23 protein-coding genes are annotated in these 21,323 nt (G+C 36.9%); 16 read left to right on the top strand and 7 right to left on the bottom strand.

Going from position 1 to position 21,323, the window contains the following annotated elements:
* Nucleotides 1-182: 182 nt before the first annotated feature.
* Both AC0L6O_RS10055 and AC0L6O_RS10050 read left to right on the top strand, forming a co-directional pair.
* The gene (locus AC0L6O_RS10055; protein WP_473308265.1) at nucleotides 183-629 is read left to right on the top strand and encodes a hypothetical protein; all 447 of its coding nucleotides are present in this window, start codon (nucleotides 183-185) and stop codon (nucleotides 627-629) included.
* Nucleotides 630-757: 128 nt separating this feature from the next.
* Nucleotides 758-1,627: an ATP-binding cassette domain-containing protein gene (locus AC0L6O_RS10050; protein WP_473308264.1), complete on the top strand. Its 870-nt coding sequence runs from the start codon at nucleotides 758-760 to the stop codon at nucleotides 1,625-1,627.
* On the opposite strand, the gene AC0L6O_RS10045 is transcribed toward AC0L6O_RS10050, so the two are convergent.
* Both AC0L6O_RS10045 and AC0L6O_RS10040 read right to left on the bottom strand, forming a co-directional pair.
* Entirely contained in the window at nucleotides 1,624-2,016 is a 393-nt protein-coding gene (locus AC0L6O_RS10045; protein ID WP_473308263.1) for a hypothetical protein, read from the bottom strand. The two genes, AC0L6O_RS10050 and AC0L6O_RS10045, sit on opposite strands and share 4 nt — an antisense overlap.
* Nucleotides 2,013-2,588, bottom strand: coding sequence for an RNA polymerase sigma factor (locus AC0L6O_RS10040; protein ID WP_473308261.1), 576 nt, complete (start codon nucleotides 2,586-2,588; stop codon nucleotides 2,013-2,015). Before AC0L6O_RS10040 ends, AC0L6O_RS10045 begins: the two co-directional genes overlap by 4 nt.
* 139 nt (nucleotides 2,589-2,727) lie before the next feature.
* On the opposite strand from AC0L6O_RS10040, the gene AC0L6O_RS10035 reads away from it, so the two are divergent.
* The 3 genes from AC0L6O_RS10035 to AC0L6O_RS10025 all read left to right on the top strand — a co-directional run bounded on the left by AC0L6O_RS10035 (nucleotide 2,728) and on the right by AC0L6O_RS10025 (nucleotide 4,869).
* On the top strand, nucleotides 2,728-3,066 hold the full coding sequence (locus tag AC0L6O_RS10035) for a DUF6249 domain-containing protein (protein WP_473308260.1): 339 nt from the start codon (nucleotides 2,728-2,730) through the stop codon (nucleotides 3,064-3,066).
* Nucleotides 3,067-3,137: 71 nt separating this feature from the next.
* A complete protein-coding gene (locus AC0L6O_RS10030) occupies nucleotides 3,138-4,478 on the top strand; it encodes a serine hydrolase domain-containing protein (protein WP_473308258.1) in 1,341 nt (446 codons plus the stop codon).
* Between the two features lie 220 nt (nucleotides 4,479-4,698).
* Nucleotides 4,699-4,869: a hypothetical protein gene (locus tag AC0L6O_RS10025; RefSeq protein WP_473308256.1), complete on the top strand. Its 171-nt coding sequence runs from the start codon at nucleotides 4,699-4,701 to the stop codon at nucleotides 4,867-4,869.
* A gap of 158 nt (nucleotides 4,870-5,027) precedes the next feature.
* Here AC0L6O_RS10025 and AC0L6O_RS10020 read toward each other — a convergent pair whose 3' ends face one another.
* Nucleotides 5,028-6,044 carry a hypothetical protein gene (locus AC0L6O_RS10020; protein WP_473308254.1) on the bottom strand — a complete coding sequence of 339 codons (1,017 nt, stop codon included), beginning with the start codon at nucleotides 6,042-6,044 and terminating at the stop codon, nucleotides 5,028-5,030.
* Nucleotides 6,045-6,184: 140 nt separating this feature from the next.
* Nucleotides 6,185-7,093 (bottom strand): sugar phosphate isomerase/epimerase family protein, encoded by a 909-nt coding sequence (locus AC0L6O_RS10015; protein ID WP_473308252.1) that lies wholly within the window; start codon nucleotides 7,091-7,093, stop codon nucleotides 6,185-6,187.
* A gap of 133 nt (nucleotides 7,094-7,226) precedes the next feature.
* On the opposite strand from AC0L6O_RS10015, the gene AC0L6O_RS10010 reads away from it, so the two are divergent.
* The gene (locus AC0L6O_RS10010) at nucleotides 7,227-8,273 is read left to right on the top strand and encodes a 6-bladed beta-propeller (RefSeq protein ID WP_473308251.1); all 1,047 of its coding nucleotides are present in this window, start codon (nucleotides 7,227-7,229) and stop codon (nucleotides 8,271-8,273) included.
* Between the two features lie 675 nt (nucleotides 8,274-8,948).
* Here the strand turns inward: AC0L6O_RS10010 and AC0L6O_RS10005 are convergent.
* From AC0L6O_RS10005 to AC0L6O_RS09995, 3 genes are all read right to left on the bottom strand, one after another.
* Complete coding sequence (locus tag AC0L6O_RS10005; protein WP_473308515.1) at nucleotides 8,949-9,695, bottom strand: SDR family NAD(P)-dependent oxidoreductase; 747 nt, start codon at nucleotides 9,693-9,695, stop codon at nucleotides 8,949-8,951.
* A gap of 68 nt (nucleotides 9,696-9,763) precedes the next feature.
* A complete protein-coding gene (gldC, locus tag AC0L6O_RS10000; RefSeq protein WP_473308249.1) occupies nucleotides 9,764-10,120 on the bottom strand; it encodes a gliding motility protein GldC in 357 nt (118 codons plus the stop codon).
* 126 nt (nucleotides 10,121-10,246) lie between these two features.
* Nucleotides 10,247-10,969 carry a DUF4197 domain-containing protein gene (locus AC0L6O_RS09995; protein WP_473308247.1) on the bottom strand — a complete coding sequence of 241 codons (723 nt, stop codon included), beginning with the start codon at nucleotides 10,967-10,969 and terminating at the stop codon, nucleotides 10,247-10,249.
* A 132-nt stretch (nucleotides 10,970-11,101) separates the two neighbouring features.
* On the opposite strand from AC0L6O_RS09995, the gene AC0L6O_RS09990 reads away from it, so the two are divergent.
* The 10 genes from AC0L6O_RS09990 to AC0L6O_RS09945 all read left to right on the top strand — a co-directional run bounded on the left by AC0L6O_RS09990 (nucleotide 11,102) and on the right by AC0L6O_RS09945 (nucleotide 21,283).
* Entirely contained in the window at nucleotides 11,102-12,355 is a 1,254-nt protein-coding gene (locus tag AC0L6O_RS09990) for a competence/damage-inducible protein A (protein ID WP_473308245.1), read from the top strand.
* Nucleotides 12,356-12,369: 14 nt separating this feature from the next.
* Nucleotides 12,370-13,602 (top strand): dihydrolipoamide acetyltransferase family protein, encoded by a 1,233-nt coding sequence (locus tag AC0L6O_RS09985; protein ID WP_473308244.1) that lies wholly within the window; start codon nucleotides 12,370-12,372, stop codon nucleotides 13,600-13,602.
* 3 nt (nucleotides 13,603-13,605) lie between these two features.
* Nucleotides 13,606-15,036 carry an MBOAT family O-acyltransferase gene (locus tag AC0L6O_RS09980; RefSeq protein ID WP_473308243.1) on the top strand — a complete coding sequence of 477 codons (1,431 nt, stop codon included), beginning with the start codon at nucleotides 13,606-13,608 and terminating at the stop codon, nucleotides 15,034-15,036.
* Nucleotides 15,037-16,041 carry a hypothetical protein gene (locus AC0L6O_RS09975; RefSeq protein WP_473308241.1) on the top strand — a complete coding sequence of 335 codons (1,005 nt, stop codon included), beginning with the start codon at nucleotides 15,037-15,039 and terminating at the stop codon, nucleotides 16,039-16,041.
* Between the two features lie 319 nt (nucleotides 16,042-16,360).
* A complete protein-coding gene (locus tag AC0L6O_RS09970) occupies nucleotides 16,361-17,401 on the top strand; it encodes a c-type cytochrome (protein ID WP_473308239.1) in 1,041 nt (346 codons plus the stop codon).
* A complete protein-coding gene (locus AC0L6O_RS09965) occupies nucleotides 17,398-17,805 on the top strand; it encodes a DsrE family protein (RefSeq protein WP_473308237.1) in 408 nt (135 codons plus the stop codon). The genes AC0L6O_RS09970 and AC0L6O_RS09965 overlap by 4 nt, the downstream gene beginning before the upstream one ends.
* Nucleotides 17,806-18,001: 196 nt before the next feature.
* Complete coding sequence (locus AC0L6O_RS09960) at nucleotides 18,002-19,339, top strand: hypothetical protein (RefSeq protein ID WP_473308235.1); 1,338 nt, start codon at nucleotides 18,002-18,004, stop codon at nucleotides 19,337-19,339.
* 8 nt (nucleotides 19,340-19,347) lie between these two features.
* Nucleotides 19,348-19,920, top strand: coding sequence for a YeeE/YedE family protein (locus tag AC0L6O_RS09955; RefSeq protein ID WP_473308514.1), 573 nt, complete (start codon nucleotides 19,348-19,350; stop codon nucleotides 19,918-19,920).
* A gap of 3 nt (nucleotides 19,921-19,923) precedes the next feature.
* The gene (locus AC0L6O_RS09950; protein WP_473308233.1) at nucleotides 19,924-20,406 is read left to right on the top strand and encodes a DUF6691 family protein; all 483 of its coding nucleotides are present in this window, start codon (nucleotides 19,924-19,926) and stop codon (nucleotides 20,404-20,406) included.
* Between the two features lie 82 nt (nucleotides 20,407-20,488).
* Nucleotides 20,489-21,283, top strand: coding sequence for a sulfite exporter TauE/SafE family protein (locus tag AC0L6O_RS09945; RefSeq protein WP_473308231.1), 795 nt, complete (start codon nucleotides 20,489-20,491; stop codon nucleotides 21,281-21,283).
* Nucleotides 21,284-21,323 lie beyond the last annotated feature (40 nt).

Raw genomic sequence — 21,323 nt, 5'->3', positions numbered from 1 at the left:
ACAAAGTTCACTCAACTACCTAAACCTATGATTATTAACAAAAGAATAATATAAACTTCTTTTGAAAAAAAACATCAATCATTTTAACTTTGAATAACTTTGAATCCAAAGAAGTTCGAAAAAAAAGATCCAAAGGAAGCCAATCAAACTGACACACATAGAATTCTTAAAATCCAATAATTATGAAAAAGAGAACACTAATTTATCTTATCTTTTTTAATACCCTACTTCTTAACAGCTGTAAAGACGAGGTCGATAAGGAAATCACTTTTGAAGAACAAATTCTTACTAGAGTCAAGACTGACTGTAACTTCTATCAGAACTTCCGTCTTCAAGAATTTGAACGTATTGTGGAATTTGAAAATTCTGAGTTTACCGTATCTCCTTGGATTAATAGCATTGGCCCTGATAGCTTTGGTTTATTTTTAAAGTTTTACGAGGGAGATTCTATTCATGAGACATTTGCAGCTTCTGTGGGCCAATGTGGTCTACAAAACTTTACCTTCGAACTGAATGAAAAGTATCGTATTTCAGGCCATGGAGTAATTCTAGGAAGTGGTCCAAACTCAGAAAACATTGAATCTAGTGGCGGACGACTACTTATTGACAATATTGAAAAAATAGAATAATACTTAACACTGTATCTCATTAATCCAGTCAGCATAGCTATATTAGTTCTTTTCAAACAGAAGCCACTGGCTTCTGTTTGGCTTTAAAACCAACCATTGGCACTAATTGGAAATGTTAAATACAAGCCATGATTAAAATTGACATAAAGAAAAGCTTCCCCTCAGACCTGAAACTTGATATAGCTTTAAGTATTAACAAAGGCGATTTTGTTACACTTTTTGGTGCGTCTGGAGCAGGTAAAACTACTACCTTAAAAATCATTAGCGGGCTTTTAAAACCTGATGCTGGATATATCTCTGTCAATCACAATACTTGGTTTGATTCCGAAAAGAAATTAAACCTAAGTACCCAGAGACGAAGTATTGGCTATGTTTTCCAAGATTTTGCTTTATTTCCAAATATGACGGTAAGGCAAAATTTAGAATTTGCCCTTTCTAAAAAGCAGGACAACAGTCTTATTGATGAATTGATAGCATTAACGGAGTTAGAATCGCTGCAGCATCGGAAACCAGAAACACTTTCTGGTGGACAAAAACAAAGAGTGGCACTAGCTAGAGCATTGGTACAGCAACCCGAAATACTTCTTCTAGATGAGCCACTTTCTGCCTTAGATAATCAAATGCGGCAGAAGCTTCAAGCCTACATTTTAAAACTGCATAAGAAATATAATTTGACCACCATTTTGGTCAGTCATGACATAGGTGAAATAGTTAAACTCTCCGACCAGATATTTGAAATAGAAGATGGTCAAATAGCAAAACAAGGAAATGTAAAAGAGTTTTTTGGACTGAATAAAACAAGTGCCAAGTTTAGGTTTAGCGGTGAAGTCATTGACATTATAAAAGAAGATGTCATTTACATTGTTTCCATTTTAATAGGAAACGATATTGTCAAAATAGTAGCCGACCAAAACGAAGTGGAAAACTTAGAAAAAGGCGATAAGGTTTTTGTGGCCTCTAAAGCCTTTAATCCTATTATTCAGAAGGTGGCACACTAAATCATGCCCTCTTTTTTAACTATAATTCTATCAAGGGTTTGAATGCAAAAATAGCCTACCGCCGCAATCAGCCCGTAAGTCAAATAACTAGATAGCTCTTGAATATTATAATTGGTATTTTGACTAGCATCTAAACCAATGATAACAGCACACACTCCTATTAAAGCTATAAATGAAGTGGCATAAAAGGCATATAATTTTATATCTCGCCAAAATGTGTCCTTTCTAACTTGTTTGGCCACCACCTTGTTTACGAAATTGTCAGAAATATAAATTTTATCCTTATTTCCCAATTCATTGAAAAGTAAATCAGAAAGCTCTCTATCTTCTTTTGACGGTGAATTATCAGAAAAGTCTGCTTGCTCTTTTATCCATTTTTCTCTTTTCATAATTGCTCTCTTTTTGCATAAGGCTCCAAGTAATCCTTTAATAGCTTCCTTGCCCTAAAAATATAATTTTTCACCGTCCCTTCCGGCATTCCTGTAATCTCCCCTATTTCAGGATAAGAAAACTCCTTTAAATGATAAAGTACTAATACCTCTCTATAATGCTCAGGAAGCTTCTTTATGGCTTCATTTACTAAAATACTTAAATCTTTCGATACATTAATTTGCTCAGGGTTTGGTGCCGAATCTGCCAATGAATAAACCTGGTCTATGTCTACTTTATTATCAGAATACCGTTTCGTTTTCTTTAAATAATTTATGGCATCTCTGTAGGCTATTTGAACAATCCAAGTAGAAAGTTTTGACTGAAATTTAAATCCAGAAAGTTTCTTAAACACTTTCATAAATACCTCTTGAGCCAAATCTTCTACATCTTCCTCACGGTCAATCAGTTTTACAATAACATGAAAAACCAACCTTTCGTATTGTTTCACGAAACGCCTATAAGCATACTCATTACCTTCTAGTACACTTTGTACTAATTCGTTTTCATCAAACATTGGTTCATTTGACAATGGCTAGGTTAAATAGGTTGCAGTCAAGTTAGAATAATGAAAGATTAATTTAAAGTGCATACATGTTTTTTTGAAAGAACTGCAACCTTATCTAAACGGGCGATGTCAAATGCAGCAAACAAATCAAAACAGATAAATTATGAAAAACCTTGTCCCTATTATCGCTATCATCATGACGTTCGGTACTATATCGTTTATAGTGGCGGCCATCACAAACTACCTTTTAAAGAAAAAACTAATTCAATCTGGAAACTTAGATGCAGAGAGTCAAAAGATAATTTCGCAGAATTTCTCTGGAATGAAATTCGACAACCTCAAATGGGGATTGATTTTATTGTTTGCTGGAGTTGGCCTTGTCATAATTGATTTCTTACCAATTTCCGACATTCAAAACATGCATCTTCCTTTAGGTATTGAACTAATTTCTATAGCTGTCGGCTTCTTGACCTACTTCTTCTACATGAAAAATAAGGTATAATTATACATTTTTTAAGCTATTACTTTTTATAAAAAAAACAGCCTAAACGCTAGGGCTGATTCAGAATTAATATGAAATCAAATTTCAAAATAAGAAGGATTGGGCTAGGCCTAATCCTTTTTCTGTTCCTAGGCTCTGCCAATGGTCAGAATATCAAAGCTAAAATAGACTCCATTATGGCAGCAAACTATTCCCAGAATCAAGCAGGAGCTGTGGTTGGAATACTCAAAGCCAATTCGCCCCTTTTTTCTAATTCCTATGGATTGGCCAATATAGAAAGAGAAATTCCCATCCAAGTCAATACCGTTTTCGGAATTGGCTCTATTACCAAACAGTTTACCTCCGTAGGTATTCTTATGCTGGTGGAGGAAGAAAAACTTAAGCTAGACGACCCAATTACAAAGTTCTACCCCGAACTATTTAAAAATCATCCCTTAATAACAATTAGTCAATTGTTATCACATACTGCTGGTGTGCTTGATTTTGCAAAAATTCCAGCCATTAGAAAACTAATAGAAACGGGAACGAATACTCATAATTTAATCTCCATAATTTCTGAGCAAGAATTAGACTTCCAACCTGGCGAAGCGTATAGTTATTCCAATTCAGGCTACTTAATTCTTGGAGGAATTTTAGAACAACTTTCTGGGCTATATTATGAACAGTTTTTAATGGAAAGAATTTTTAAACCCTTAGCTATGCACGATACATTCCTCTCTAAAAACGCTTCAAATAAAGCTATAGGTTATTATAAACGTCCTGAGAAATTTGTCAATGCTCCCATAGTGCATCCTTCGCTCCTTTTTTCGGCAGGAGGAATATGGTCTACCGTAGGTGACATGTCGAAATGGAATATCGCTTTAAATAAGAATATCCTAATCAAAAAGAAATCTAAGAAATTAGCTTTTAAAAGAAACAAATTAAATGATGGCACCATGATAGATTACGGTTTTGGTTTCAGAAATGCTGCGGTGAATGGCATTCCTTCCATGGAGCATGGAGGTGGTGCTTTTGGATATAATTCCTACGGAATTAGCGTTCCTAAAAAGGGGATATACGTCATATTACTCAGCAACTTTCAAAGAGAAAATAGATACGAGCAAGTAGCCGCAGAAATAACTGCATTAGTTTTGAAAAAGCCCTATACAGAAAATTTAAAACCCAAAATCAGTAATAGGCATTTTAATAGCTTTATAGGGAAATACACTTTTTTAGAAGAAAGCATTTCTTTTAAAAGGAGTCAGAATAAACTCCTAATGGTAAAAAATGATGAAGAATTGGAATTAATACCCTTATCCAAAAACACTTTCAAACTATCAAATTCTTTTGACAAAAGAGTAATCTTCCGAAAAAATGGGGTTACCATCAAACCTAGAAGGTCAAACGGAAAGACTTTTTACAAATTGAGGTAAGTATAGAAATCAGGAAGCTCTAAGACATCAAAAAGAGGAGATGGAGGCTTTTCAAGGTCAATTCAACTGTACTTTGAAATCAATTAGCTGTCCAAATCATTGACACCGATTTTCATAAGGATTCATACTTCAAATAGGCCTATTGATATTTTGTCAGAAGGTTCCTCTTTCAAATTCCATATTTTTTAGTTAAATTACTTACAATTAACCTTTTAAAAATATGGAATCTAACTTAAATGTCGGAATTATCTTCGCAGTGATTGGCTGCATATGTGCCATTTTAGGATTTATTATTTTCAGCGAAAGTGAGGTAGTTAAATACTCGAGCTTAGGTGTTGGAGCAATTATAGCTTTGTTTGGGCTTTTACTCGCGAAAAGCAAAAAACGATAAGCTCGCTAAATAGGCTACCTATCATTTCCATCAGAATACTACATTTATTCTGCAATGTTTTTTTGTGCCCTATTTAAGACCAAAATAGAACTTATTTCACAAAAAAAGTGACTCTGAAAACAGAGCCACTTTAAAGCTAAACATATTAACCCAAACAATTACTTCTTATATAAGTATACTGAGGACGCTGCAGCTAATGATTCATTCATGGTAGGTGTTAAATTCCCCCCTGAACCAAAGTTTGAGAAAGCTAAGATTCTTCCGCCACCGTTTCCGGCTTCAGCTATATATATGACACCCGCTTGGCCATCATAAGCCACATCTACAGGGTTACCTAATTTTGTATTACTTCCGCTAATTCTAATTTGGTCTGAAAGAGCTATGGTTCCTCCGTCAGAAGCACTGTTAAATTTGCTCATGAAATCACTCACCACATGAATTCCTCCATCGCTTTCAGGGTCAGAAGCCGCGGCAATATCCGTCAAAATCATAGTACCTGTCATGCTATCATACGTTAAACCATGCGTTCTTACCAAGCCTTCAAAGGCTACCGTTTTTGATGCACTTAGAGCTGTTGAGCTCATATTTGATAAGAAGTTAGTATAAACAGCTAGTTTATTTTCTGTGTCTACCACAGCGTAAAGGTCGTTACCTACGAAAGTTATACCCCAAAGCTTAATATCAGTTGTGATAGTGTTTCTTAGTGTAAAATTGTTCCCAGATTTTTCATAGACAAACAATCTTCCGTCTTTGGTATCGGCGTTGCCATCTGCATCCGCATTATCTGCCACTACATACATGTTACCGTTCACAGCTAGTTCCCTTGGGCTAGTCATATCACTAGAGCCAGTTAAAGAAGCACTCACATCTAAAACACCACCTAAAGAAACATCTGCCGTTACCGCAAAACCTTCAATACTGTTTTTAGATCTAGATACCTGATAAGCCGAAGTTCCATCAAAATAAGCACCATCTGCTGCAGTAGAAGAGGTGGTTAAGGTAGTCATGTTCATAGAAGAGCCACTTACATTATAAACATTGATGTTACCATCAGAATTATTAGTGGTGTAAATACTTACCGTGCTTGGTGTAGCATCTTTGTCGTTGTCGTCGCAGGATGTTAGGAAAGCCGCTGTTCCTAAAATCATTCCTAAAGTCATTTTTAAGTTTTTCATAATTTTATGTATTTGAGTTTGTTTGGGGCATCTACGGCTAGCCTCAAAACATAGATCAACTTCAAAACACATATAATTACTAAACAACAAAAACTGTCGATGAAAAGCATTTATCAATCTTCAAAGACATATAAATCAGATTATCTAAAATCAGTAAAAACAGCTTTGAGAGCAGCCAAGCCTATTTTATGTGATATTATAGCATTACCCTCATTAGGACTACCGTTTTCAATGCTCTGTTCTAAAACAATATGAGGCTTTATTTTATGCTCTTTTAAAAATGCCGCCACTCTATTATAATCTATATCACCCTGAGAGGTAAAAGCTTCGTTCCAAACACCATTTTGAGATTGACGAATGTGTAGCTCCGCAATTCTATCACCATACATTTTCAAAATATCAAAAACAGCAATTTCCGAATCATGCGAACCCCTGAATATCCAGTGTAGGTCAAAACAGAAACTGACATTTTCTGGAGATGTATTTTGAAGCATGTGATGAATTTCTTTTGCACCTGCCAGCATTTCAGTGCTATGTGTATGATAAGCCAGCTTAATGCCTATTTTTCTCAATTCAACTCCCAATTTATCCAAAGCCTTCACCTGACGTATTAACTCTTCGTCAGATTTAAACAACTCCTTATTCCAATCAATAGGATTCGGATTAGTCACTATTATTTTAGTCCCGTATTTCTTGGCTGCTTTCGCAATTTCTAAAATCGAATTAATTGACTTATCGATTCCCCCTTCTACATGTAAAACGCTATTCACATAAATAGAAGGCATTTTAATATCATGCTTTTTCAAAACAGGTATTAGCTTTCTTACCTCTTCTGGACTAGTAAAACTGTATTCAATCTGTTTAAAACCTGATTTAGCAAATTGGTTAATATCAAAAGCAATATCCTCCTTCCAAACTTTGCCTTCTCTTTTAAAAAATGTTCGCCAATTATATGAACTACATGAAAACGATTGTTCTTCCTTTTCAAATTGAAACTTATTTACCACAGCCACAGCAGGTACCGTCGCCAAAAATGTTCTTCTTTTCATTATCAAATAGGTTGATTGTCAAATACCTTTTAAAGCTGCCTTATAAATTCTAAAAAAACAAGGGATAAAGTCCTTCAAAAGCAAACAGCATTTAAGCTAAAAACCCTATTTTTGAATAAATCAACCTATGAATATGACATACCTCAGCAGAAGAAATGCCTTAAAACTTACAGGAACTGCCCTACTAGGTTTAGGTGCTCCAAATATCAGTTTTGGAAAAGAAGATGAAATTTTAATTGGCCACGGCGACTTTAAATACAAAGTCAACATGGGCTGGGGAATATTAGATGCGGAGAAAAACCCAGTAAACGACTGCCACGAAATGGTAGAAGATAGCTCTGGAAGATTAATCCTCCTTACCAATGAGACTAAAAACAATGTACTTATTTACAGCAAAAAAGGTAAGCTATTAGAATCTTGGGGACAGACTTTCCCTGGTGCTCACGGCTTAACTATAGCAGGAGAAGGCAAAGACCAGTTTTTGATGATTTGTGATAACAATCGTCATCAGGTTATCAAAACAGACTTAAAAGGCAATAAGATTTTTGTTATAGAGTACCCAAAAGAAACAGGAGAATACGAATATCCTACCCAATTTGTACCTACCGAAACCGCAGTAGACAGCCAAACGGGTGAAATATATGTGGTAGATGGCTACGGTCTAAACTTTGTAATAGTCTACGACCAAAACGGAAAATACCTAAGACACTGGGGCGGAAGAGGTGAAGGAAACTACCAGTACAAGTGTAATCATGGTGTGATGATAGACGAAAGAAAAGGACAAAAAAGAAGCCTTGTTATTACTTCTCGTCAAGAAAACTGCTGGAAAAGATACACTATGGACGGTAAGTTTATAGAAAGAATAGAAATGCCTGGAAGTTTTATCTGTAGACCCGTACAGCGAGGAGAAAACCTTTACGGAGCAGTATTCCGTTCAGGATTAGAGTCAAATGTAAACTCTGGTTATGTACAGGTCATTGACAAAAACAATAAAGTAGTAAGTACCCCTGGCGGAAGCCAACCAATTTATACCAACGGTGTATTAGCTGCACAAAAGAAAGAAGACCCTGCCAGTGTATTTATGCATCCGCATGATGTATATGTAGATTCTGACGAAAACATCTACGTGCCGCAGTGGGCATCAAAGAAAACATATCCTATAAAATTAGAAAGGGTTTAAAAATAAACGTTTATCACAATTTTGGCATGTTTTGCCAAAATCCCGCCAAACAAAATCATGGCTTTGGGGACGAGAGGGCTTTGCCCTTTCGTCTACCGATGTTTCGCCTCTAAGGGACTAGAAAGACGTTTATATAGGCCCCTGGATTTATTGATGATAGCTTATTCTGTAGCAAAATGTCCCGTAGGGACATAACATTGGTAAAAAAAACAAAGCTACAAATTCACCGTTTTGGCGTGTCTTTTTGCCCTCAAGCGTAAAGCATGATAAAACATATCTTCAAAATCTATCATGGGTCAGGAAACGTTTGTCACGATTTTGGCATCTGGCCAAAATCCCGCCAAACGAAACTATGGCTTCGATTTATCAAAAGGGTCTCACCCTTTTTCTACCAATATTAAGCCCCTAAGGGGCTAGAAAGACGTTTAAATAGGCCTCTGGATTTATTGATGATAGCTTATTCTGTATCAAAATGTCCCGTAGGGACATAACATCGGTATAGAAAACATCTCTTCAAACTTAGTCCATTTCACAGAACCAGATAAGCGTTTATAACCAACGAGCCCCTTTAGGGGCGAAACATTGGTAAAAAGTGATGACTATCTTATATATACCCGTTTTGGCGTGTCTTTTTGCCTCAAGCAAAAAGCATGACAAAACATCTCTTCAAAAGCCTTACTTTCTATAAACTGTAGTTGGTGCAGCCTGAGCTTTGGCGTAGATGGTCATATCAGCTATGGTAACGTGGTCTGGTACAGAAACCGCATAAGCTATGGCATCTGCAATATCCTCCGCCACCAGTGGCTCAAAACCTGCATAAACGTTCTTCGCTTTTTCTTTATCACCTTTAAAACGAACCTCAGAAAACTCTGTTTCTACTGCTCCAGGGGCAATGTTCGTTACTTTGATGCCATGCTGCGTGTGGTCTAAACGTATTCCTTCAGAAATAGCTTCCACTGCTTTTTTAGTAGCACAGTAAACGGCTCCATTCGCATACGTTTGCTTTCCAGCTACCGAACTTAGGTTTACCACATGCCCGCTACCTCTTTCTATCATGCCTGGTAAAACAGCTTTAGTCACATATAAAAGACCAGTGACATTGCTATCCATCATAGCATCCCAGTCGGCCAGTGCTCCCTCTGCTATTGGGCCATGGCCATGAGCATTTCCAGCATTATTTACTAAAATGCCAATATTTTGGAAACTAGCGGGTAAAGAACCTATTGCTGCTATAACAGCGTCTTTGTCTTTAACATCAAATGTCAAAATGGTGCTTTCTACATTTAAAGACTTTTGAAGCTCTTCTAGCTTCTCCTTTCTTCTTCCACACAGCACTAACTGTATGTTTGATTTTGCTAAGGCAATGGCGGTGGCTTTTCCGATACCTGATGAGGCACCTGTAATAAGGGCGGTTTTCATGATAGAATAGTTTTGATTTAGTAAAAACAAAAATCCCAAGATTCTGTGAGAAACTTGGGATTTTTAAGAATTTATTGTTGCTGCTGTTGCTGCTCTTTCTTTGCTTGCTCTTCCAGATGCTTTGTAATCTCCTTTCCAGCATTATGAAGCACCTCTATAACCTTAGGGTCATTTGTGCTATCTTTTATCATTTGAGCCAAATTACCTATTAAGTCTACCGTAAAATGATTCATTTCATCTACCGGCATGTCTTTGGTCCAAAGGTTAATACCTAAAAGACCTTTGTGGTATTGGTCCCAAACACCCACACAAATGGCTTTAGTCTCGTTAATTCCCTCATTTGGGTTTTCTGTAGCATCCCAAAAAATCTTATCTGGAATTCTATTATCGTCTAACTCTACGGTTATATTAATTTCTGATTTGTTCATTCAGTGATTTAAATTTTCACAAATTTAGTTTATTTGACATTAAGCGGTTTACTACATTCCCCACTTTTTGCCGTCAAAACATATCCTCTCAAAAAATAGTTTGGGCAAAGCCGAATAAATCAAACCTTAAAGATTACTACCAAAAACTCTTTTCAATAAATCAGATGTTCTAGCCAAAGGGTCTTTTCTTATTTTAGCTTCCTCTTCCGCTATCATGATAAACAAACCGTCAATTGCTTTTTGCGTAGCATAACCCACTAAATCTGGATCTACTTTCTTTGTGAAAGGTATTTGATTATACGTAGTCGCTAGGTCCGTATAGTTTTTTGTTGCTCCTGTTTTTGACAAAGCTTTCTCTACCACTGGAGAAAATAGTTTGGTCAATTCTGGCGTAGTTGTCCTTGTCAAATATTGCGTAGCTGCATCTTGCTCACCTTTTAGAATGCTCATGGCATCTGTAATGGTCATTTGCTTAATAGCACTTACAAATATTGGCTTAGCCTCTTTTGCAGCTTCCTCAGCTCCGTGATTAAGAGCCATCACAAATTTATCTACCTCGTTTCCAAGACCAATCTTACGTAATGCGGTTTCTACACGCTGTACATCTTCAGGAAAAGGAATTTTAATTTTCGCATTGCCCAAATAGCCATTTTCTTGAGAAACCACATCAGCTCCTATTGACGCACCTTTTACTAAAGCCTCTTTCAAACCCGCAGCTATGTCTCCACTACTTAAGGTACCTCCGCTACTGCCTAAAACTGCTTCAGCTACTTTACCTAGGTTTATGCCCTGTGCACATGAGTTGAGAATAAATGAGGAGAATAGAAGAGCTATAAATACTTTTTTCATTTTTGAAATGTTGGTTTAATAAGAAGTGTTAATTGGAAAATTGACCGATTTTCGGGAAATTTGACCCAATTTAGTAACGCAAAAATAGCTAGGGTATTCTTTTGACCAAGCCCTATTAATATTAATTAATCTATGAAGCATATCAATGCTGAAGTAATTACCATTGGAGATGAGATTTTATACGGTCAAATTACAGATACCAATAGTCAGTGGATAAGTGCCGAATTAGATAAAATTGGCGTTAGAACCATTCGTAAAACCAGTATTGGCGACGAAAAACAGGAGATTCTTGATATTTTATCAGAAGCTCAAAAGAGAGCCGACATCTTAATTTTTACTGGAGGCCTTGGTCCTACCAAAGATGATATCACAAAGAAAACCATTGCGGAGTTTTTCAATGATACCTTAGAAATAAATCAGGATGCTCTAGAAAATGTTAGAGAGATTTTTGAAAGTAGAGGTTTTGAACTAACAGAAATTAATAGGCAACAAGCCTTCATACCTACCAAAGCTACATATTTAAATAATGCAGTGGGCACCGCTCCAGGCATGTGGTTTGAAGAAAACGGCAAAGTGGTAATATCTATGCCCGGTGTGCCTTTTGAAATGAAATACCTTATGGAAAACCAGGTGTTGCCAAGGTTAAGAAAACATTTCAAAACTCCGTTTATTGTTCATAAAGTAATCAGAACTGTAGGTATAGGCGAATCTTTTTTGGCTTCAAAGATAGAATCTTGGGAAGATGCTTTACCTCCACATATCAAATTAGCCTATCTGCCTAGTTTAGGTCAGGTCAAATTAAGATTGACAGGTTTTGGCGATGATAAAGAAAAACTAAAAGCCGATATTGAAGCGGAAGCGGAAAAAGTATACCCTACATTAGGCAAAAACCTTTTCAGTAAAGATAATGAGGAATTAGAGTTAGTTTTGGCTGATTTACTTCTGAAAGAAAATGCAACTTTGGCCACGGCAGAAAGCTGTACAGGAGGATATTTAGCACATACTATTACGGCAAATGCTGGGAGTTCTGCTTATTATTTGGGTTCTGTAATTTCATACTCCAATGAAGCCAAGATGAATTTACTTGGTGTCAAAAAGGAAACATTGGATGCACATGGAGCTGTTTCTGAAGAAACTGTTATTCAAATGGCAGAAGGAGCAAGAAAAGCCTTAAATAGCACATATGCATTAGCCACAAGTGGCATAGCAGGGCCAGGCGGCGGAAGTCCAGAAAAACCCGTAGGGACAATATGGATAGCCTGTGCAGGACCAGAAAAAACGGTGGCAAAAAAGATATTGTCAACCAAAACACGTTTAGTAAACATCCAATACGGTAGCAAATCGGCATTGGCATTACTAAGAAAAATGATTTTAAAGGAAATTTGATTTAATACACTTCAATGGCGGAAATAAAAATGAATTTGCCCTCAATGGGCGAAAGTATCTTTGAATGTACTATCCTAAACTGGTTAGTAAAAGAAGGAGATACTGTGGTGGTGGACGACATGGTTTTAGAAGTAGCTACGGACAAAATTGACACCGAAATAGGCTCATCGCATGCTGGTAAAATTGTCAAATTCTTGGTAAAACCAGGGGAAGTGGCAGCTATTGGAGAACCTTACTGTATTATTGAAATTGATGGCGAAGCTCCACAAGAAGAAAGCATAGCTGAAGAACTAGAAGAAAGCATTTCTGAAATAGATGCTCAAATAAAAGAGCCTACAGAAAAAACTGCTGGCGACAGATTCTTTTCTCCACTAGTACTGAGTATTGCAAAAGAAGAAGGTATTAGCAAAACTGAGTTAGACCAATTAGATGGCTCTGGAATGCACGGCAGAGTAACAAAGGACGACATACTAGCATACATCAAAAAAGGTAAAAAGGGAAATACTTTTAAACTTCAAAAAGAGGAATTTACCGCTGGAGAAGATACCGTAATGGAGATGGATAGGCTCAGAATGATGATTTCTGACCGAATGATTAGTTCTAAAAGAACGGCCGCTCACGTAGCTTCTTTTCATGAGACCGACATGACGCCCATAGTAAGATGGCGTGATAATAATAAAGATGCTTTCTTTAAGAAATATGGTGAAAAAATAACCTTCACTCCTATTTTGATTGAAGCGGTGGCTAAAGCTATTAGACACTTCCCGATGATTAATATTCAGGTAGATGTACCTAGAATCATCAAAAAAGGAGACATTAATATTGGCATGGCGGTAGCCTTACCTGACGGAAACCTGATAGTACCGGTAATTCATCATGCCGACCAATACGACTTGCCAGATTTAGCCAAAAAAGTGAATGATTTGGCTCTTAGAGCTAGAAGTAATAAACTGAAACCAGATGAACTTATGGGTGGCACGTACACCATCAGTAACATTGGTATGTTTGGTAATTTGGCTGGTACACCTATTATTATGCAGCCGCAGGTAGCTATAATGGCTTTTGGTAAAATAGCCAAGCGAGCATCTGTGATAGAAACACCAGAAGGAGACACCATTGGTATTCGTCAAAAAATGGTAATTTCTCACTCTTATGACCACAGAGTGGTGGATGGTTCATTAGGTGGTTTATTTGTAAAGCAGGTTTCTGATAACCTAGAACATTTTGACATACACAGAGTAATTTAAAGCATGGTTTTTAACTCCTTCGCTTTTCTTATTTTCTTCCCATTAGTAACGCTGCTTTACTTTTGGTTACCTCATAAATATAGGTGGTGGCTGCTTTTAGCATCCAGTTGCTTTTTTTATGCTTGGTTTAAGCTATCCTATCTTTTCATATTAGTCTTCACCATTATCGTGGACTATTTCGCAGGACTTTGGATAGAGCGAGAAGAAGGTAAAAAACGAAAGCTAGCTTTAGTGGTTTCCATCCTAGCAAATGTGGGGGTTCTTGCCGTTTTCAAATATGCCAATTTTATGATTGGTACGGTGAATGCCGTTCTCTTTAGAGTAGGTCAAGAAACCTTTGACCTCTGGGAAATTTTACTTCCTATTGGGCTAAGTTTTCATACTTTTCAGGCCATGAGTTACACCATTGAAGTGTATCGTGGCAGAGTACCTGCTGAGCATAATATTTTCAGGTATGCTCTTTATGTGATGTTTTATCCGCAGCTTGTGGCTGGACCTATTGAGCGACCACAAAACGTGATTCATCAGTTTTATGAAGAGCACAAATTTGATATCCAACGCGTAGTAAGTGGGCTTAGACTCATGATCTGGGGAATGTTCAAAAAAGTGGTCATAGCAGATAGGCTCGCCGTTTTTGTAGATTTGGTTTACGATAATCCGCACGAATATGCGGGTATGCCCATTATTATAGCCACCGTATTTTTTGGAATACAGATTTTCTGCGACTTCTCTGGTTATACAGATATTGGTTTGGGAGCTGCCAGAGTGATGGGGTTTGACCTCATGAAAAACTTCGATAGACCTTACTTTTCAAAAAGCATTTCTGAGTTTTGGCGTAGGTGGCACATTTCACTTTCGTCTTGGTTTAAAGACTACGTTTACATTCCTATGGGAGGAAACCGAGTTTCTAGCTTCCGTCAATATTTCAACCTGTTCTTCATATTTATGATTAGTGGGCTATGGCATGGAGCTAGCTGGAACTTTGTGATATGGGGTTCTTTGCATGGTATTTATCTCATTGTTGGCAGATTTACCGGTGAAATACAAAAAAAGATAATCGGTATTTTGAATAATCAGACCTTAGAAAAAATGATACATGCTGGTATTGTATTTTTCTTTGTGAGTATAGCTTGGGTATTTTTCAGAGCACGCCAGTTTAGCGATTCCCTTTACCTTCTTAAAAACATGGCAGCCAAGTCTAGTCATTCGGTTTCTGAGATTGTTAACCTAATAGGTCAGCAAAACCTTATCGTTGCAATATTGGCCATAGCACTTATGGAACGCGTACATTGGATGCAAAGAACGGTTAACATTGCTCAGTGGTTTGATGCCAAACCAAAGTGGCAAAGATGGAGCGGTTACTACCTTCTATTAGGTGCTATTGTGTTTTTTGCAGTTTATTCTAACACACAGTTTATTTACTTTCAATTTTAAATGGAGCAGAGAAAACAATTCCTTATTTTCTTAAAAAAACTACTAATTTTTAGTAGTCCGATGCTTCTTTTAGTGGCTTCTTATTTCGTTTTTGATCCCTTTCATGTGGTCCGAAATTATGAGGCTTACCCTGATAATTACCTAGAAAGTTATAACCGAAACAGAATCAGCACGCAGGTTTTCTTAAACAATAATGAGGAGCAAAATTATGAGTCCTTCGTTTTTGGAAGCTCTAAGAGTAGTGTTTTCTATACCAAAGATTGGTCAAAATACATTGGCGATGATACGCCTTATCACTTTGACGCCTCTAATGAGGTGATTTCTGGAATATCTAGCAAGATTAAGTATATAGACCAACAAGGAAATGACATCAAGAACGCTTTAGTGATTTTTGATGGCGAAACCTTTAACTACTCGGTAGATACTGCCAACTCCATTATCCATATTCAGGATTATACATGGAGTGGTCAAAATCAGTTCATGTACCAATTGGTCTTTTTCAAAGCCTTTTTTAAAGATATGTACTTCGTCAAATTCTTTGACAAACTGATTTTCAAAAAGTACCGAGCATACATGTACGGAGCTTTTGAAAACAAGCACATGCTTTATACACCTGTCAATAATGACTTTATTTTCCAAGGATACATTGACCAACTAAAACAAGATTCTTTGGGCTACTATGCTCGTGATTTGTTTTACGAAAGAAGTGAAGAAGAACTTACAGCAAATGCTAGCATAAAGCCTTATCAGGTCAATTACCTGAACGAAATGAAAGCTATTTTTGACAAGCATAATACCAATTACAAAATAGTCTTTGGTCCAAATTATGACCAGAAAAAAGTCAATCCAGAAGATTTGTCCATAGTAAAAGAAATCTTTGGCGAAACTAATGTCTATGATTTTACGGGGCAAAATGAATTGACAAATCCGCTAGCAAACTACTACGAAATCTATCATTATAAGCCTACTGTGGCTAGAAAAGTAATGGAGGAGATATACCGCTAAAGCTTGAAATATTTTATCATCCTTTTTTGCGTAAAACGAAAAAACTACCAAACTAAAAATCAGAAAGTTCTCTTAAGCATCATAGGTTAATATCCTATTCCTATTTTACCCTTTCAGGCAAAAATGTAAGTTTCTTGAGAATGCTTAACAAGTTATAGAAAGTCCCTTAAAGGTGAGATATTGGTAAAAACATACCCAAAAAGCCTTATGAAGCACCTAATAATGAGGTATTATTAAAAATGATTTGTCTTATGTGACAACTCTCACTTGAGGCTAGTTTAGTTGTACCTAATTTTAATCCTTTATAAAGTATCGAAAATTGAAAAACAGGGATAATTTAATCAATAAAGGGAATCGACTTCTTAATATTCTCAAAGTCTTATTAGTGGCCTTGGTGGTATTTTTTCCACTCTTAAAGCTCTCTATATTTATATCAGAAAATTGGCCAGAAGAAGCTCCTGAACTTGAAACTCTTCCGGCTTATGAACCCGTAAAAAAGCTAGCTTCCGCCCCTTCTGATTGGCGAATGCATAGAGAAAACAACGAAGAATTAATAAAATATGGGGAAGAACTCATTAGAAATACAGCACATTATATCGGTTTTAAAGGAACTGAGAAACAAATCACCAATGGGCTAAATTGTCAAAACTGCCATTTGGACGCTGGTCAAAAAGTTTGGGGAAACAATTATCTATCTGTAGCTGCAAACTACCCTCAAATAAGAAAAAGGTCTGGAAAAGAAACGGATGTTTATGGCAGAATAAATGGCTGTCTTCAGCGAAGCTTAAATGGCTCGCCAATGGACAGCACTGAAAAAGAAATGAAAGCTATGGCTGCCTATATTCTTTGGCTCGGTCAAGATGTTCCAAAAGGAAAAAAAGCCGAAGGTTCGAAAGTATATCCTATTCCATTTTTAGATAGAGCGGCAGATGCCACAGCAGGAAAGCTAATCTATGAGCGTAAATGTACCAGCTGCCATCAGTACAATGGGGAAGGCATTTTAGCCACAAATGGCAGAAGCTTTACCTACCCTCCTTTATGGGGTTCACTCTCTTATAATGACGGAGCTGGACTTTATAGGTTATCAAAATTTGCAGGTTATGTGAAGACCAATATGCCCTTTGGCGTAAGCCATGAAAATCCACAACTCAGCGATGAAGAAGCTTGGGACCTAGCCGCATATGTAAACTCTATGCCTAGACCAGTAAAAGACAAAACGAACGATTGGCCGAACTTAGCCAACAAACCTATTGACCATCCATTTGGCCCATTTGCTGACCCTTTTCCTGAAAGTCAACATAAGTATGGCCCATTTAAACCTATCCAAAACTGGTACGAAAATCAAAAAATGAAACAATGAAAAAACTAATTGCTCTTAGCCTTTTCTTATGCTCTACCCTCGCTATCCAAGCTCAGGATAAGCACAAAATAGTTTTTCAGCTAGCCACAGGCGATGAAAAAGAACAAGCTTCATTAATAAGACAGCTGAACAATGTACTCAACTATTGGCCTGATGCAGAAATTGAAGTAGTGGTTCATAGCGGAGCCTTAGAATTTATGATGACTGAGAAAAGTGTGGCCAAAGAAGCTATTTTAAAATCATTGGAAAGAGGTGTCACTTTTGCCGTTTGTAGAAACACCATGAAAGGCCGTAATGTGAAAGAGGAAGAAATAATTCAGGGAGCCATTTTTGTTCCAGTAGGTGTAGCAGAAATAGTACTTAAACAAGAAAACGGATTCTCCTATATAAAGGCAGGTTACTAAAAATCCTTTGAAGCAAGCCGTGTAACAAAGGTCACATGTATTTGCTTTTTACTCCTATAGCTTTGTAAAACAGAATTAGGATTTAATCTATTCTAAAATCATTTTACACTTCATCATATACAAGGCGTGTAACAAAAGTTACATGCCTTTCTTTTTGACTTCTCTAGTTTTGTAAAAGCAATTTATTACACCATTTGTGAAATCAATATTACTCGTCATTATTACATTTTTTCTAGTCTTCAATGTTTCTGCTCAGGAAGTGAAATATGGAAGCCTATCTAAATTTTTAGCCAGCGGAAAGGTGAATGGTAAAACACGCCTTTACTTCATGGCTACAGATAATGATGCATCTTTGACAGATTATAATGCTACAGCATTGGGAGCAGGAATAGCCTATTCTACTCCAACATTTAAAGGATTTTCGGCAGGAATGAGTGGCAATTTTATTGTAAACCTACACTCTTCAGATTTGTCAATTTTAGACCCAGCCACACAAAATCCTAGCAGGTATGAATTAGGACTATTTGACGTAACCGAGCCAGAAAAGAAGACTAATTTAACTCGATTAGAAAACCTTTGGATTCAATTTGAAAAAGAGAATTTCAAACTAAAGTACGGTCAATATACCCCTACTTATCTTTTCATAAATCCTCAAGATGGAAGAATGAGCCCAACTATGGTTCGTGGTTTTGAAGGAAACTACAAAACGGACAAATCTAACTTAATGGTAGCTTTTATTCATGGCATATCTCCTCGCTCTACTGTTAGTTGGTATAAGGTATCAGATACTTTCGGTATTTATCCAAGTGGAAGAGCTACTGATGGCACCGCAGGCAACTATCAAGGAAACATTAACACAGCCGGAATAGTCTTAGCAGAATGGAATCAAAAAATAGAAAAAGCAATTCAACTAAAAGTTGGTTCTATGTCTGTTTTAAATGTTTTTCAAACATGGTATACCACTATTGGCCTTGCTGAAAATGGTTGGAAACTAAACGTCATGGGAATATATCAGCACCCATTAAATCCAGAAAGCAATCAATCTTACATTGATAAAGACGAAAAAGCACTAGTCTTCAGTGGCCAAATAGCAAAGAAAATCAATAAGTGGGATGCGAGCTTTAATTACACCAGAATAGCGGACAAAGGAAGATTTTTAATGCCACGAGAATGGGGACGAGAGCCTCTTTATACTTTCCTACCAAGAGAAAGAAATGAAGGTTCGGCAGACACTCATGCGGCTAGTATAAAAGTAAAAAACACACTTACAGAGGCTCTTTCTTTGAACCTTGGATTCGGAAAATACTGGCTTCCAAATGTTTCTAATGCTAGTAAAAATAAATACGCCATGCCTTCTTATAATCAACTCAACTTAGAAGCTAACTATACCTTCAATGGCTGGCTAAAAGGAGGCTCTATTAAAACACTATTTGTCAGGAAAACAGAAACAGAAGATAGCTATGAAAACCCTAAAGTAATCTTCAACAAAGTGAACATGAACACTTTAAATATAATTTTTAACTACACTTTCTAATTAACTACATCAATATGCTTGAATTATTAAAACAACCATGGCCATGGTACGTGGCCGGACCATTAATTGGCCTTACTGTACCTTTATTATTACTTCTGGGTAATAAATCATTGGGAATTTCCTCTTCATTAAGGCACGTATGTGCTATGTGCGTTCCTGCCGGAATCAAATTCTTTGACTACAACTGGCGAAAAGAGGTTTGGAATTTATTCTTTGTGGTAGGTATTGCTGGTGGAGCTTTCATTGCCACTTATTTCTTAACAAATCCTAATCCAATTGAAATTGGTGAAAGAACACATCAATTACTCCTATCATACGGATTAACTGACTTTTCGGGATTAATTCCAAATGAGCTATTTGGTACTGCTCAAATCTTATCTCTAAAAGGACTTATTTTCTTCGTTATCGGTGGATTTATGGTTGGTTTTGGAACGAGATACGCAGGTGGCTGTACAAGCGGACACACCATTATGGGCTTATCAAACTTACAATGGCCATCTTTAGTAGCCACATGTTGCTTTATGGTAGGCGGCGTTATCATGACTCACTTTATTCTTCCTCACATTTTTAAACTTTTTTAAGCAATGACTAATATAAAAGACAAATTACCAGAAGCTTGCGAAGCTCCAAATTCTTCAAAAGAAAACGAAAGCTTCTTATCGAATCTTAAATATCTATTTATCGGAGCCATGTTTGGCTTGGTTTTCATCAAAGGAGAAATTGTTTCTTGGTTCAGAATTCAAGAGATGTTCCTTTTTGACAGTTTTCATATGTATGGTGTGATTGGCTCTGCCGTCATCACCGGAATTATATCCGTTTGGCTCATTAAGAAGTTTAATATCAAAACCATGAACGGAGAAAAAGTGGTTATCAATCCTAAGAAGTTTAACAAAGGTCAGATTTATGGTGGCTTAATCTTCGGACTAGGTTGGGCACTAACAGGAGCTTGCCCTGGACCGCTTTATGCACAATTAGGTGCTGGTTATATGGCTATAGGCGTAACCGTACTTTCTGCCATAGCTGGTGTATGGATTTTTGGGAAATTCAGAGATAAATTACCCATGTAAAGAGTTGGCTCTGTGACATGCGTCACAGCTTCTCAAGAATCAAACAAGTAAGTTTGTATTAGATAATCACAAAGACTAAAAGATGACAGAAATAATAGGATATGCATTGGCCACAGTAATAGGAATAAGCTTAGGACTTATTGGCGGTGGCGGTAGCATATTAACACTTCCAATACTCGTTTACCTTTTGGCTATCAATCCGGTTTTGAGTACGGCGTATTCGCTCTTCATAGTAGGTTCTACCTCTTTAGTAGGTTCTTTTAGCTATATGAAGAAAGGTTTAGTCAACTATAAAACGGCTGTCATATTTGCGATACCATCGTTCATTGCAGTTTTCTTGACTAGAAAATACCTGATGCCCGCCATACCAGAAGAGCTTTTCAGTATTGGAAACTTTATGGTAAACAAAGACCTCGGCATCATGGTGCTCTTTGCATTAGTAATGCTCATGGCTTCGTATTCTATGATTACCGATAATAAGCCTGAGGCAGACGAAAACGCAGCATTGAAATATAACTATCCATTGATAGCAGCAGAAGGTTTGGTGGTAGGAACACTGACAGGTGTGGTAGGTGCCGGTGGTGGCTTTTTGATAATTCCAGCATTAGTGCTCTTGGTAAGATTGCCCATGAAAATGGCAGTAGGTACTTCCCTACTCATCATTGCGGCTAAATCACTTATTGGCTTCATGGGAGACCTTGGAAACCAAGCTATTGACTGGCAATTCTTATTGATATTCACAGGACTTTCCATACTAGGAATATTCGTTGGTACTTATTTGACCAAATTTATTCCTGGCGAAAAATTGAAAAAATCATTTGGCTGGTTTGTGCTGCTTATGGCGGTTTATATACTAGTCAAAGAAATTATACTATAAACTTAAAAAACATTTAAATAGTTATTAAACTAATAAACAT

This window comes from Arcticibacterium sp. GJ41-1 (assembly GCF_055808875.1).
The sequence above is the reverse complement of the archived record's forward strand: the minus strand, read 5'-3'. Positions and strand labels throughout refer to the sequence as shown.

Bases quoted from the DNA above. Each gene is read 5' to 3' on its own strand.
- AC0L6O_RS10055 (WP_473308265.1), top strand. From the start codon at position 183: ATGAAAAAGAGAACACTAATTTATCTTATCTTTTTTAATACCCTACTT.
- AC0L6O_RS10050 (WP_473308264.1), top strand. From the start codon at position 758: ATGATTAAAATTGACATAAAGAAAAGCTTCCCCTCAGACCTGAAACTT.
- AC0L6O_RS10045 (WP_473308263.1), bottom strand. From the start codon at position 2,016: ATGAAAAGAGAAAAATGGATAAAAGAGCAAGCAGACTTTTCTGATAAT.
- AC0L6O_RS10035 (WP_473308260.1), top strand. From the start codon at position 2,728: ATGAAAAACCTTGTCCCTATTATCGCTATCATCATGACGTTCGGTACT.
- AC0L6O_RS10030 (WP_473308258.1), top strand. From the start codon at position 3,138: ATGAAATCAAATTTCAAAATAAGAAGGATTGGGCTAGGCCTAATCCTT.
- AC0L6O_RS10025 (WP_473308256.1), top strand. From the start codon at position 4,699: ATGGAATCTAACTTAAATGTCGGAATTATCTTCGCAGTGATTGGCTGC.
- AC0L6O_RS10020 (WP_473308254.1), bottom strand. From the start codon at position 6,044: ATGAAAAACTTAAAAATGACTTTAGGAATGATTTTAGGAACAGCGGCT.
- AC0L6O_RS10015 (WP_473308252.1), bottom strand. From the start codon at position 7,093: ATGAAAAGAAGAACATTTTTGGCGACGGTACCTGCTGTGGCTGTGGTA.
- AC0L6O_RS10010 (WP_473308251.1), top strand. From the start codon at position 7,227: ATGACATACCTCAGCAGAAGAAATGCCTTAAAACTTACAGGAACTGCC.
- gldC (WP_473308249.1), bottom strand. From the start codon at position 10,120: ATGAACAAATCAGAAATTAATATAACCGTAGAGTTAGACGATAATAGA.
- AC0L6O_RS09995 (WP_473308247.1), bottom strand. From the start codon at position 10,969: ATGAAAAAAGTATTTATAGCTCTTCTATTCTCCTCATTTATTCTCAAC.
- AC0L6O_RS09990 (WP_473308245.1), top strand. From the start codon at position 11,102: ATGAAGCATATCAATGCTGAAGTAATTACCATTGGAGATGAGATTTTA.
- AC0L6O_RS09985 (WP_473308244.1), top strand. From the start codon at position 12,370: ATGGCGGAAATAAAAATGAATTTGCCCTCAATGGGCGAAAGTATCTTT.
- AC0L6O_RS09980 (WP_473308243.1), top strand. From the start codon at position 13,606: ATGGTTTTTAACTCCTTCGCTTTTCTTATTTTCTTCCCATTAGTAACG.
- AC0L6O_RS09975 (WP_473308241.1), top strand. From the start codon at position 15,037: ATGGAGCAGAGAAAACAATTCCTTATTTTCTTAAAAAAACTACTAATT.
- AC0L6O_RS09965 (WP_473308237.1), top strand. From the start codon at position 17,398: ATGAAAAAACTAATTGCTCTTAGCCTTTTCTTATGCTCTACCCTCGCT.
- AC0L6O_RS09950 (WP_473308233.1), top strand. From the start codon at position 19,924: ATGACTAATATAAAAGACAAATTACCAGAAGCTTGCGAAGCTCCAAAT.
- AC0L6O_RS09945 (WP_473308231.1), top strand. From the start codon at position 20,489: ATGACAGAAATAATAGGATATGCATTGGCCACAGTAATAGGAATAAGC.